Origin of the sequence: Bradyrhizobium sp. 4 (assembly GCF_023100905.1) — a bacterium.
Classification (GTDB): Bacteria; Pseudomonadota; Alphaproteobacteria; order Rhizobiales; family Xanthobacteraceae; genus Bradyrhizobium.
On sequence record NZ_CP064686.1, the window covers coordinates 5,015,409 to 5,027,489 of the forward strand.

Sequence of the window (12,081 nt, forward strand, 5' to 3'; positions counted from 1 at the left end):
TCTCTCCCCCAGCTAAACCTCTCAAGGAAAAATTCAGATGGCAGCTAAAGAAGTCAAATTCGGCGTCGATGCACGCGACAAGATGCTTCGCGGCGTCGACATCCTCGCCAACGCGGTGAAGGTCACTCTCGGCCCCAAGGGCCGCAACGTCGTGCTCGACAAGTCGTTCGGCGCTCCCCGCATCACCAAGGACGGCGTCACCGTCGCCAAGGAGATCGAGCTCGACGACAAGTTCGAGAACATGGGCGCGCAAATGGTGCGCGAAGTCGCCTCCAAGTCCGCTGACGCGGCCGGCGACGGCACCACCACCGCCACCGTGCTGGCCCAGGCGATCGTGCGCGAAGGCGCCAAGTCGGTTGCCGCCGGCATGAACCCGATGGACCTCAAGCGCGGTATCGACATGGCGGTGGAAGCCGTGGTCGCCGACCTCGTCAAGAACTCCAAGAAGGTCACCTCGAACGAGGAAATCGCCCAGGTCGGCACCATCTCCGCCAACGGCGACGCCGAAATCGGCAAGTTCCTCTCCGACGCCATGAAGAAGGTCGGCAACGAGGGCGTCATCACGGTCGAGGAAGCCAAGTCGCTCGAGACCGAACTCGACGTCGTCGAAGGCATGCAGTTCGACCGTGGCTACATCTCGCCCTACTTCGTCACCAACGCCGACAAGATGCGCGTTGAATTCGACGACGCCTACATCCTGATCAACGAGAAGAAGCTCTCCAACCTGAACGAACTGCTGCCGCTGCTCGAAGCCGTGGTGCAGACCGGCAAGCCGCTGGTCATCGTCGCCGAAGACGTCGAAGGCGAGGCTTTGGCCACGCTTGTCGTGAACCGTCTGCGCGGTGGTCTGAAGGTCGCGGCCGTCAAGGCTCCGGGCTTCGGCGATCGCCGCAAGGCCATGCTGCAGGACATCGCGGTTCTGACCGGTGGTCAGGCGATCTCTGAAGATCTCGGCATCAAGATGGAGAACGTCACGCTCGCCATGCTCGGTCGCGCCAAGAAGGTGATGATCGACAAGGAGAACACCACGATCGTCAATGGCGCCGGCAAGAAGGCCGACATCGAGGCGCGCGTGTCCCAGATCAAGGCGCAGATCGAGGAAACCACCTCGGACTACGACCGCGAGAAGCTCCAGGAGCGTCTTGCCAAGCTCGCGGGCGGCGTCGCGGTGATCCGCGTCGGCGGCGCGACCGAGGTCGAGGTGAAGGAGCGCAAGGATCGCGTCGATGACGCGATGCATGCGACCCGCGCCGCGGTCGAGGAAGGCATCGTCCCGGGCGGCGGCGTCGCCCTGCTCCGTGCCTCCGAGCAGCTCAAGGGCCTGCGCACCAAGAACGACGACCAGAAGACCGGCGTCGAGATCGTGCGCAAGGCGCTCTCCGCGCCGGCTCGGCAGATCGCGATCAACGCCGGTGAAGACGGCTCCGTGATCGTCGGCAAGATCCTCGAGAACAAGTCATACGCTTACGGCTTCGACTCGCAGACCGGCGAATACGGCGATCTCGTCAAGAAGGGCATCATCGACCCGACCAAGGTGGTTCGCGCGGCGATCCAGAACGCGGCCTCGGTTGCGGCTCTCTTGATCACCACGGAAGCCATGGTCGCCGAGCTGCCCAAGAAGGGCGGCGCCGGTCCGGCGATGCCTCCGGGCGGCGGCATGGGCGGCATGGATTTCTGATCCAGCCATTCCGGCAAACGACAAAATGCGAAACCCCGGCAGCGATGCCGGGGTTTTTGTTTTTGGATCGCTTCGCGCCCCCAACGATCACCGCCCGTAGCCCGGGATGGAGCGGAAGCGAAATCCGGGGCACCGTATCCGGCGCGAGCAGTTCTCCTGGATTAAGCTACCGCTCCATACAGGCTACGAACTCGCGTCATGCAGGCGCCGCGCACTGCCTCCGGAATGACGGGACGGCCTCACCACACCTTCCCCAGCCGCTCCATGTGCGGCTCGCCGTGCTGGTCGAGCGACCAGAATATCCGCGTCACCTTGCCGACCAGATTGTCCATCGGCACGAATCCGATCGACGACATCACGCGGCTGTCGCTCGAGTTGTCGCGATTGTCGCCGAGCACGAAGAAATGGCCCGGCGGCACGGTGTAGACGTCGGTGTTGTCGTAGTAGCCGTTGTCGACGCAGTCCTGCGTGACGTAGGACGCGCCGTTCGGCAGCGTCTCGCGCCAGCGCTTGGCCTTCGCAGCGTCATCCGCGCCGCAAGTGGAGCCGGCAACCACCGCCTTCAGGGCAACGCGCGTCACCGGGCGATCGTTGAGGATGAGCTGGCCCTGCCGCATCTGGATGCGATCACCGGGCAGCCCGACCACGCGCTTGACATAGTCGACCGAGGTGTCCTTTGGCGTCCGGAACACGACGACGTCGCCATGCTCGGGCTCGGCGGCCCGGAAACGCCCAGAGATCCATGACGGCGCGAACGGAAAGGAATAGCGGTCATAGCCATAGGCATATTTTGCGGCAAAGACGTAGTCGCCGACGACCAGCGTCGGCGTCATCGAGCCGGACGGGATGTTGAACGGCTGGAACAGGAAGATGCGAAACAGGAACGGCGGCGACCACAGCACCGGGATCAGGAGGATCAGGATGACGATCGCCTTCCATTCCCGCACCTTGGCCTGCGGGTGGATGGTTTCCTGAAGAGTGGTCATGCGCCTGCCCTGATCAAGCCCGTGATCTTCGCGAGATTACGCAACCTTCGCGCGCGCGCAATCCCATTACTTGGTCGCACCGCGCGCGGATCGCGTTCACGCCCGCAATCAGCCGCGCGCGAGATCGCTGAAGCAACGGCGGATCCATTCGATGGTGAGCCGCGTCGCCGGATCTCGCTTGAGATGGTTCTGCACCAGCAACCAGACGTCGCGGCGCCCAGGCAGCAGTGTGGCGCGCAGGCGGCGATCGCCGAGCAAATCCGCGCAGACATGCTCCGGCAACACGCCGGCGGCCTGATGCGCGCGGATCAGGTTACGGATGACGCGAACGTTGTCGGTGACGCAGCGCGCGTGGGCTTGCTTCATGCGCAGGAATTGCATCTCGGGAATGGCACCGAGTTCGTCCGGATAGGCGCACAGCACCGGCTCGCCCTCTGTCGCAACAGGCTCGAAATAATAGAGCTTGACGTCACCGAGCCTGGAGATCGCGAAGTCGCCCTTGTCGGGCTTGCGCAGACGGATAGCGAGATCGGCTTCCCAGCGCGAGAACTTGACGTTCTCGCTCGAGGTGAGGAATTGCAGCGTCAGGCCGGGATTGGCGCGCAGGAAGTCGCTCGCGCGCGGCGACAGAACCTCCTCGGCGACCGTGTTGGTGGAGGCGATACGCAGGCGTCCCACCGGGCCCGCCAGACTCTCGCCGACGCGACCGATTTCGGCGGCATGTGCGGCCATCGCCTCGACATGCGCCAGCACCGCCTCGCAACTCCGCGTCGGCCGACGCTGGCCGTCCACCGCATCGAACAGCGGCACGCCGAGATCGCGCTGGATGCGTGCAAGCCTGCGGCCGACGGTGGTCTCGTCGATGCGCAGCCGTGCGCTTGCGCCGGCATAGGTGCCCTCGTCCCTGACCGCGGCGATGATGCGCAGATCGTCCCAGTTCATGGCGATGAACCTATCAGGCACGACCAGCTCCTGCAAATTTGCAGCCATATGCTGCAATAGTCCTGCACATTAGCAGGCCGCCGCCGCGCTACTGTCGCGCCATCCGATACCGCCAGGAAAGCCCGACCCTCATGACCGCTCCTAAAACCCTGCTTGAATTGTCCGGCGCAGATCTCATTCCGCCCAGGCTCGCCGATTCCTGCCTCGTGCTGATCGACATCCAGAATGAATATTGCGCCGGCCCGCTTGCCTTGCCGGATGCGGAGCCCGCGATCGCCGCCGCCGCGCGCCTGCTCGCCCGGGCGAGGGCGAGCGGCGCTGCGATCTTCCATATCGCGCACAAGGGACGTGCCGGCAGCCTGTTCGACCGCGAGGCCGCGCGCGGCGCGATCGTCAGGAACGTGGCGCCGCTCGCCAGCGAAGCCGTGATCGAAAAGGCGCTGCCGAATGCTTTTGCCGGCACCGACCTTCAGGTCCGGCTGGCCGCAACCGGACGCACGAACATCGTGTTGGCCGGTTTCATGACCCATATGTGCATCAGTTCGACCGCCCGCGCCGCGCTCGACCTCGGCCTGCGCACGACGATCGCAGCCGATGCCTGTGCAACACGCGATCTTCCCGACGGCCGCGGCGGAGCGCTCTCCGCAAGGACCATCCACGCAGTCGCCTTGGCCGAATTGTCGGACCGGTTTGCGATCATTGCGCAAACCGAGGCGCTGACCTGAAGGAGCGTAGGCGATGCTGCAACTCTATTTCTCTCCGATGGCCTGCTCGCTTGCGAGCCGCATCGCGCTGATGGAAGCGGGCCTCGAGGCCCGCTATCATCCGGTCCATCTCCAGACCAAGCAGGTCGTGGACGACGGCAGCGATTTCTTCGGCGTTTCGCCGAAGGGCGCGGTGCCGGTCCTGGTGCTGGAGAATGGCGAACGGCTGACCGAAAGCGCGGCGGTGCTGCAATACATCGCCGATTTGAAGCCCGAGACAGGCCTTGCACCCGCGTTCGGAGATCCCGACCGCTATCGGCTCCAGGAATGGCTCAGCTTCGTCGGGGCGGAGATCCACAAGGCGTTCCTGTTTCCAACCTTCTGGTACAAGGACGACTCCTCGCTCGCCAAGCCGCGTGCAAGGATCGCGCAGACATTGTCGATGCCTGCCACGCATCTGGCGGGCCGCGAATTCCTCGTCGGCAACAGCTTCACCGTCGCGGATGCCCACCTCACCTGGGCTTTGCTGCTGCTTCGTCCGGCAGGCGTCGACATCGCGCAATGGCCATCGTTGTCGGCCTATCTCGCGCGCATGCAGGCCCGACCGGCCGTGCGGGACGCGATTGCGACCGAAATGGCCGTGCGCAAGACGATGGCGGCGAGCCCGGCGTGACAGGATGTCACGGCCGGGAAATCCGAGCGTTTTCTCTGGCAGGGCATTGATGTCGGCGCGGCATGCGCTAATCTGGAGGGATATTTTTCGACATTTCATTGGAAGGCATTCATGCGTGCTCTTTCCAGGTTTTGCCCGGCCGGACTTTGCCTCGCCCTCCTCGCCTGCTGGCTTTCCGTCGCGCCGGCATCGGCGGAAACGCGGGTCGCGCTGGTGATCGGCAACGGCGCCTATGCCAGTACGGCGAAGCTTCCCAATCCGTCTCACGATGCCGAAGACGTCGCCGCCTCGCTCAAGCGCAGCGGCTTCGAAGTGCTCCAGGGCACTGACCTGCGCCAGGCCGACATGCAGGACCTGACCATCCGCTTCGCGCGCGCCGCGAGCAAAGCCGACGTCGCCATGTTCTACTACAGCGGCCATGCGATGCAGTACAACGGCGTGAACTATCTGATGCCTGTCGACGCCGTGCTGAGCGACGAAGCGGATCTGAAGCGCTTCGTGCGGGTCGACGATATCGTGAACGATCTGCAGCAGGCCAAGAACCTGCGCATCCTCATCCTCGATTCCTGCCGCGACAATCCGCTGGCCGAAACCTTGAAACGCTCCGCCGGCATGACGCGCGCTGCCTCGATCGGGCGGGGCTTGTCGAAAGTCGAAGCACCACGCGGCACGATCGTATCGTTCTCGACCCAGTCCGGGCAGACCGCGGCCGACGGCAGCGGCCGCAACAGCCCCTATACGACGGCGTTCCTGAAGCACATCGAGGAGCCCCAGGAGATCGGCGAGGTCTTTCGCGACATCAGCAGCGACGTCTACGATTCCAGCGGCAAGACCCAGCTCCCGGAGCTGTCGCTGTCGATCATCGGCAAGTTCTACCTGAACGGGCCGGTGTCGGTCACGATACCGCCGGCGGCGCCGCAAGCCGCACCCCGGGCTGATCCCTGCGCGGCAGCAGAAGCGCACTGGAAGGCCGCGGACGGCATCGGCACGCTTGGCGCCTACGAGGACCATATCACGAGATTCCCGAATTGCATCTTCGCCACGCTTGCCAAGGCCCGAATTGAAGGTCTGAAGCAGAAGGTGGCGCTCGCGCCGGCAAGCGGCAACGCCCGTACCGCGAAGGACTTCGACGGCAATTGGGACGTGACGTTGAACTGCCCGCCTACCGGCAAGGCGCAGGGCTTCACCCGGGCCCTGTCTGCCACGGTTGCGAACGGCGTCTTTCATGCCGACGCCCAGAGGCGCCGTCAACCGCCTGGAGATCGATGGCCAGATCCCCGCGGACGGCAAGACGACTTTGAGCGCGCGCGGCACGACGGGGGCGAGCACCTACACTCTCAACAACCTCGCGCCCGGCTCGCCCTACGCCTTTACGGTGGATGCGCAGTTCGATCGCACCCGCGGCACCGGCAAGCGCAACGAGGCACGCGCCTGCGGCCTGGTCTTCGTCAAACGCTGATCGTGCATCGTCCAGCGTTCACACGCCGGTCTGACTGATGAACTTGGTGTTGAAATAGCCCTCCATCGCCTCCGTGCCGCCTTCCGAGCCGTAGCCGGAATCCTTGATGCCGCCGAACGGCACTTCGGGCAGCGCGAGACCAAAACTGTTGATCGACATCATGCCGGCTTCGATCGCCGAACCGATCGCGGCCGCCGTCTTGGCCGAGCTGGTGAAGGCGTAGGACGCCAGCCCAAAAGGCAGCCGGTTGGCCTCCTCGACCACCTCGTCGAAGGATGAGAAGCGCGAAATCAGCGCGAGCGGGCCGAACGGCTCCTCGTTCATGGCGCGCGCATCTTTCGGCACGTCGCTCACCACGGTCGGCTCGAAGAAATGCCCCTTGTTGCCGACGCGTTTGCCGCCGGTCTCGAGCTTTGCGCCTTTGCCGACGGCATCCTGCACCATACCTTCGATGGCGGTGACGCGGCGTGGGTTGGCGAGCGAACCCATTTTGGAGTCGGGATCGAGGCCGTTGCCGACCTTGAATGTCTTGGCGCTGTCGACAAAGGTGTCGACGAATTCACGGAACACGTCATCCTGCACCAGCATCCGCGTCGGCGAGATGCAAACCTGACCGGCATTGCGATATTTTGCTGCCGCCAGAATCTTGGCCGCCGATGCGACGTCGGCGTCCTTGAAAACGATCGCCGGCGCATGACCGCCGAGCTCCATGGTGGCGCGCTTCATGTGCAAGCCGGCGAGCGCATTGAGCTGCTTGCCGACATGGGTCGAGCCCGTGAACGAGATCTTGCGGATCACCGGATGCGGAATGAGATATTCGGAGATCTCGGCAGGAACGCCGTAGACCAGGTTGATGACGCCATCGGGCACGCCGGCATCCGCAAATGCACGGATCAGTTGTGCGGGCGAGGCCGGCGTCTCCTCCGGGGCCTTGACGATGATCGAGCAGCCGGCGCCGAGTGCGGCGGAGAGCTTGCGCACGACCTGATTGATCGGAAAATTCCAGGGCGTGAACGCCGCGACCGGGCCGACCGGCTCCTTGATCGCGAGCTGGTAGATGCCCGGCCCCCGTGCGGGGATCAGCCGGCCATAGGCGCGCTTGGCTTCTTCCGCAAACCACTCGATCACATCGGCGGCGGCCATCGCCTCCATTTTGGCCTCGCCGAGAGTCTTGCCCTGCTCCATCGTGAGCAGCGGCGCGATCTCGTCATTGCGCTCGCGCATGATCGCGGCGGCCTTGCGCATGATGCGGCAACGCTCGAAGGGGGCAATGTTTCGCCAGATCCTGAAGCCGGCGCTGGCTGCGGCGAGTGCCTCGTCGAGGTCGGACCGTCCGGCATGGGCGACGGTGCCGATCACCTCTTCGGTCGCGGGATTGCGCACCTCGATCACCTTGCCCGAATGGGCCGGTCGCCATTTGCCGCCAATGAAAAGCTGCGTGTTCGAATAGGCCAATGGATTCTCCTTTTAGGTCGAGCTGTGAATGGCACCGCGACAAATCGCGTCCGCCGCCCTTGTCATTTCCGGCCCGAGATAAGCGCGACAGCGCGGATCTGCGACGAGCGCGCCGAAATTCGCCATGGGTGTTACGCCGCCGCCGGCCACGAACAGGAATCGTCCGGCGATCTCGGCGAGGATCTCGAGGTGCCAGGCGGCCGTCGGGTGCATGCAGAGCACGACCAGCCGGCCCTCGTCGCGCAGCTTGCGGAAGAAATCGAGCATAAAGCCGATATAACCGTCCTGCAGGTTGAACTGCGGTTCGTCGAACAGGTGCACCAGCGGCGTCGGGGTCGGCGACGGCCCCAGGAAGGCGGACGGAATGCGCTTGCGAAAGCGCCTGACCTGATACGATTGGTGATAGTGGATCGCGAGCCGGTCGCGCTCACGATATTTGACGCCATGGATATCGGTGCCCGCGACCAGCACGCGCCCCGAGGTCGGCGCATTCGAGCCCGTCATCATCTCGAACAAAGTCGTCTTGCCGGCCCCATTCGGGCCGACGACACCGATGATGTCAGGTTCGTCCAGCGACAGGCTTGCCTGTAGCGTAAATGTCGGTCGGCGGATCACGCGGCCCCTTGTATAGATCTTGCGAACGTCGTCGAGAACGAGCAGCGGTGCGGCCACTTATTGTACTCCCAGCAGGCGCTGACGAAGCCCGCGATCATCGCGCAAGGCCGCGGCCTCCCCGGTCCAGACGATCCGGCCGCGATCGATCACCGCGGCATGGTCCGCGACCGAGAGCGCGATCTCGGCGTTCTGCTCCACGACCAGCGAGGCAATACCCTCGTCCTTCATGCGCAGGATCGTCGCAAGCACGTCGCCGACGATTTTCGGCGCCAATCCCTGGCTCGGCTCGTCGAACAGCACCAGTCCCGGCGAGCCGACCAGCGCGCGGGCGATCGCCACCATCTGCATTTCGCCGCCCGACAGGTTTTCGCAGTCGCGCTCCATGAGATATTCGAGCGGTGAGAAGATCGCAGCGGCCTCCCTGAGGCTCCAGTGGCGAAAGCGTGTGCGCTTTTGCGCGATCGACAGGTTGCGTGCGACCGTCAATGTCGGGCACAGCCGGCGGTCGTCGGGCACCCAGGCGATGCCGGCGCGCGCAATCTCGTGGGTTGGATCGCGCGTGACATCGTGACCGTCGAAACAAACGGAGCCGCGGCGTGGACGCGTCAGCCCGAGAATCGAGCGGAGCATTGTCGTCTTGCCGGCGCCGTTGGGGCCGAGCAGCGCAAATACCTTGGCGTGCTCGATCGCGAGCGAGGCGCCGAACAGCGCCTGGGTCTCGCCGTAGAAGGTATCGACCGCGTCCACTTCGAGGATCATGCGAACTTCCCGAGATTGGAGCGCCGCACCCATTCGTTCTGCTGCAGTTCGTGTGGCGTTCCGCGCGCCACCACCTGGCCCCAATGGATGACCGAGATGCGGTCAGCCAACGAGAACAGGAACTCCATATCGTGCTCGATGGCGACGATGGTCAGCCGCCCCTTCAGGCGAGCAATCAGGGTTGCGAGCCGTTGCACCCCATCGGAGCCGAGACCGGAGGTCGGCTCGTCCAGGCACAGCACGCGGGGCGCCTGCGCCAGGGCGACCGCGATCTCCAGCGCGCGCCGGTCGCCATAGGACAGGTCCTTCGCTCGGATGCCGCCCTTGTCGGCAAGCCCGACCGCTGCGAGCGCTTCGGTAGACTTCGCCGCAAACCGGCTGTCGCCTGCCGCTGCGCGCGCGACGTCGTGGCCACGGGCGCGAAACTCGGGCAATCCCATCATGACGTTGTCACGCGCGGAGAACTCGTCGAACAGCGTCATGATCTGAAATGAGCGGGCGATGCCCTTGGCGGCGATGCGGTGCGGGCTGAGGCCCGTGACATCCTCGCCGCCGAGCAGGACTCGGCCCCGGTTCGGCTTCACTCGGCCGGTGAGGACATTGAAGAATGTGGTCTTGCCGGCGCCGTTCGGACCCATCACACCGTGAAACTCGCCCTCCGCGACCGCGAGATCGACGCTCTCCAGCACGACGCGATCGCCGAAGCGGACATGAACGGCCGCGGCTTCGATCATGTTCATCGCCCGCTCCCGAACAGCAGCCGCATCGCCGAGGTACCGCGCTGCCGTAAGGCGCCGAGAGAGTGCTGCTGCACGGCAGCGGAGATCGCGCCGGCAATGCCTTCGGGGCGGAACAGCACGATCGCGATGAAAAGCAGACCAAAATAGAGCATCCAGGCATTGGTCAGCGCGCCGATCACGTCGCGGGCGGTGAGGAAGAGAAACACGCCGATCACCGGGCCCCAGAAGCTGACAAGCCCACCGCCGACGAGCGTCATCATCACGACGTAGCCGGATTGATGCAGGCTCATGACGTCAGGGAATGCGGCGAGCTGAGCCATAGCGAACAATCCGCCGGCAAAGCCCGATACGGCGGCCGACAGCGCAAAGACCGCGACCTTGTAGAGCCAAACATTATAGCCGAGATGGCTTGCACGAACTTCGCTCTGCCTGATCGCAGCGACCACGCGGCCATAGGGAGAGTGCACCAGCCGCCACAATGCAGCGGTGCCGACCGCAAAGACGGCGAGCACGAAATAGTAGAACGCGACATTGTCGGTGAGATCGAAAGACACCAGCCCGAAATCGGCTGGCAACCGTTTGATCTTGAGTAGGCCGTCTTCGCCGCCGGTGACCCGGTGCGATTTGATCGCCAGTGTCCAGAAGATCTGGCCGAAGGCAATCGTCATGAAGGCATAATAGATGCCGCGCCTGTGCGAGATGAACAGCGCCACCAGCACGCCGGCGAGGCCCGCGACCGCGGCCGCGGCCATCAGACATATCCAGAGATTTGCAACGATTTCGAGCTGGCAGAGACCGAACGCATAAGCGCCGATGCCGAAATAGGCGCCATGACCGAACGACGGAAGTCCGGCGGTGCCCAGCACCAGGTTGAACGCGAGCGCGTAGAGCGACCAGATCAGGATTTCGATGCCGAGGTAGGGATAGAGCCCGATCCGCGTGATCCAGAGCGGCACTGTTGCAAGCACGAGCCAGAGCACCAGCATCGTCGGCGTCACGAGGCGCGCGGCGTCCGGTGAAGATTTTGATTCCACAATCATTCCTTTAGGCTTCGAGCACGCTCTTCTTGCCCCACAAGCCGCGCGCGCGGAACGTCACGACGGCAACGAGCAAGATGTACATCGACAACAGCGACCATTCGGACGCGTAGGCACCGGCGAGGCCGACACACAGTCCGACCAAAAGACCCGCCACGACCGCACCCCAAAAACTACCGACGCCACCGAGCACGATCACCAGGAACGCAGGAATGACGGCATCGACGCCCATATGCGGGCGAATGCCCCAGATCGGTGCGACGATGATGCCCGCGATCGCGGCCAGCATCGTGCCGAACACGAACACCACGAGCCGCAATCGGGACAGGTTGATCCCGAGCGCGCGAACGATCTCGCTGTCATGAGCGCCGGCCTTGACCGTCGCGCCGAACGAGGTCTTTTCGATCAACAGCCAGACCAGGCCGATAACCCCGGCGGCGATACCCGCTGCGTAGAAGCGATAGGTCGACCAGATCAGGTCGCCGAACAGGAAGCCGCCATTGATGGCGGACGGCACCTGCAGCACGTAGTCGCGCGTGCCCCAGACCAGGCGGATCATCTCCTCGATCACCATCGCGGCGCCGAAGGTCAAGAGGAGCCCGTACAGCGGATCCTTGCCGTAAGTCCGCCGCATGCAGAGCTCGATCAGCATGCCGACCAGACTCACGATCACGGGCGCGATGATCAACGTGGCGGCATAGCGCCAGCCGAGCGGCAGCGCGAGCCACGGTTTCGCAAGTTCCGTCGGCAATGGCGGGCGCGGCCCCGTGAGTTGCATGGCGACATAAGCCCCGAGCGCGAACAGGGATCCGTGCGCGAGGTTGATCTGCTCCATCAGCCCGACGATGAGCATGAAGCCGAGTGCGATCAGCGCGAACAACAGGCCGAGCGTCAGGCCGTTGAGGAGATGCGGAAGAAGGTCGAACAAGGTTTTTGGCTCTCGCAACTGGCATGTGTCACCCGGGACGCTGATGGTCCCGGTGCGCGGCGCGCGAGATGCGCGCCGCTCGTTCTGCGACGTGACGCGCCGTCT

Annotated in this window: 11 protein-coding genes and 1 pseudogene; 4 read left to right on the forward strand and 8 right to left on the reverse strand. The window is 64.3% G+C overall.

Annotation, left to right across the window (positions count from 1 at the left end):
* The first annotated feature begins 37 nt into the window (after positions 1-37).
* The gene (gene groL, locus IVB45_RS23875) at positions 38-1,678 is read left to right on the forward strand and encodes a chaperonin GroEL (protein ID WP_247287192.1); all 1,641 of its coding nucleotides are present in this window, start codon (positions 38-40) and stop codon (positions 1,676-1,678) included.
* Between the two features lie 239 nt (positions 1,679-1,917).
* Here groL and lepB read toward each other — a convergent pair whose 3' ends face one another.
* The gene (lepB, locus tag IVB45_RS23880; protein ID WP_247362304.1) at positions 1,918-2,664 is read right to left on the reverse strand and encodes a signal peptidase I; all 747 of its coding nucleotides are present in this window, start codon (positions 2,662-2,664) and stop codon (positions 1,918-1,920) included.
* 108 nt (positions 2,665-2,772) lie between these two features.
* Positions 2,773-3,606 carry a LysR family transcriptional regulator gene (locus IVB45_RS23885; protein ID WP_007611916.1) on the reverse strand — a complete coding sequence of 278 codons (834 nt, stop codon included), beginning with the start codon at positions 3,604-3,606 and terminating at the stop codon, positions 2,773-2,775.
* A 131-nt stretch (positions 3,607-3,737) separates the two neighbouring features.
* On the opposite strand from IVB45_RS23885, the gene IVB45_RS23890 reads away from it, so the two are divergent.
* The 3 genes and pseudogenes from IVB45_RS23890 to IVB45_RS23900 all read left to right on the forward strand — a co-directional run bounded on the left by IVB45_RS23890 (position 3,738) and on the right by IVB45_RS23900 (position 6,442).
* Positions 3,738-4,331: a cysteine hydrolase family protein gene (locus IVB45_RS23890; RefSeq protein ID WP_247362307.1), complete on the forward strand. Its 594-nt coding sequence runs from the start codon at positions 3,738-3,740 to the stop codon at positions 4,329-4,331.
* Between the two features lie 13 nt (positions 4,332-4,344).
* Positions 4,345-4,983: a glutathione binding-like protein gene (locus tag IVB45_RS23895; protein WP_247362310.1), complete on the forward strand. Its 639-nt coding sequence runs from the start codon at positions 4,345-4,347 to the stop codon at positions 4,981-4,983.
* A 111-nt stretch (positions 4,984-5,094) separates the two neighbouring features.
* Positions 5,095-6,442 (forward strand): annotated as a pseudogene (locus IVB45_RS23900) (caspase family protein).
* 18 nt (positions 6,443-6,460) lie between these two features.
* On the opposite strand, the gene IVB45_RS23905 reads toward IVB45_RS23900, so the two are convergent.
* From IVB45_RS23905 to IVB45_RS23930, 6 genes are read right to left on the reverse strand one after another with little or no spacing between them, the layout of a single operon-like run.
* Positions 6,461-7,897, reverse strand: coding sequence for an NAD-dependent succinate-semialdehyde dehydrogenase (locus tag IVB45_RS23905; RefSeq protein ID WP_247362312.1), 1,437 nt, complete (start codon positions 7,895-7,897; stop codon positions 6,461-6,463).
* 12 nt (positions 7,898-7,909) lie between these two features.
* Positions 7,910-8,569, reverse strand: coding sequence for an ATP-binding cassette domain-containing protein (locus tag IVB45_RS23910; RefSeq protein WP_247362315.1), 660 nt, complete (start codon positions 8,567-8,569; stop codon positions 7,910-7,912).
* Positions 8,570-9,271: an ABC transporter ATP-binding protein gene (locus IVB45_RS23915; RefSeq protein ID WP_247362317.1), complete on the reverse strand. Its 702-nt coding sequence runs from the start codon at positions 9,269-9,271 to the stop codon at positions 8,570-8,572. It lies immediately after the preceding gene.
* The gene (locus IVB45_RS23920) at positions 9,268-10,011 is read right to left on the reverse strand and encodes an ABC transporter ATP-binding protein (protein WP_247362319.1); all 744 of its coding nucleotides are present in this window, start codon (positions 10,009-10,011) and stop codon (positions 9,268-9,270) included. The genes IVB45_RS23915 and IVB45_RS23920 overlap by 4 nt, the downstream gene beginning before the upstream one ends.
* Positions 10,008-11,051 (reverse strand): branched-chain amino acid ABC transporter permease, encoded by a 1,044-nt coding sequence (locus tag IVB45_RS23925; RefSeq protein ID WP_247287200.1) that lies wholly within the window; start codon positions 11,049-11,051, stop codon positions 10,008-10,010. The genes IVB45_RS23920 and IVB45_RS23925 overlap by 4 nt, the downstream gene beginning before the upstream one ends.
* A 4-nt stretch (positions 11,052-11,055) precedes the next feature.
* Entirely contained in the window at positions 11,056-11,976 is a 921-nt protein-coding gene (locus IVB45_RS23930) for a branched-chain amino acid ABC transporter permease (protein ID WP_247362321.1), read from the reverse strand.
* Between the last annotated feature and the right edge of the window lie 105 nt (positions 11,977-12,081).

Excerpts from the sequence above, each read along its gene's own strand:
- IVB45_RS23890 (WP_247362307.1), top strand. The coding sequence starts at position 3,738 with ATGACCGCTCCTAAAACCCTGCTTGAATTGTCCGGCGCAGATCTCATT.
- IVB45_RS23920 (WP_247362319.1), bottom strand. The coding sequence starts at position 10,011 with ATGAACATGATCGAAGCCGCGGCCGTTCATGTCCGCTTCGGCGATCGC.
- groL (WP_247287192.1), top strand. The coding sequence starts at position 38 with ATGGCAGCTAAAGAAGTCAAATTCGGCGTCGATGCACGCGACAAGATG.
- lepB (WP_247362304.1), bottom strand. The coding sequence starts at position 2,664 with ATGACCACTCTTCAGGAAACCATCCACCCGCAGGCCAAGGTGCGGGAA.
- IVB45_RS23885 (WP_007611916.1), bottom strand. The coding sequence starts at position 3,606 with ATGAACTGGGACGATCTGCGCATCATCGCCGCGGTCAGGGACGAGGGC.
- IVB45_RS23895 (WP_247362310.1), top strand. The coding sequence starts at position 4,345 with ATGCTGCAACTCTATTTCTCTCCGATGGCCTGCTCGCTTGCGAGCCGC.
- IVB45_RS23925 (WP_247287200.1), bottom strand. The coding sequence starts at position 11,051 with ATGATTGTGGAATCAAAATCTTCACCGGACGCCGCGCGCCTCGTGACG.
- IVB45_RS23915 (WP_247362317.1), bottom strand. The coding sequence starts at position 9,271 with ATGATCCTCGAAGTGGACGCGGTCGATACCTTCTACGGCGAGACCCAG.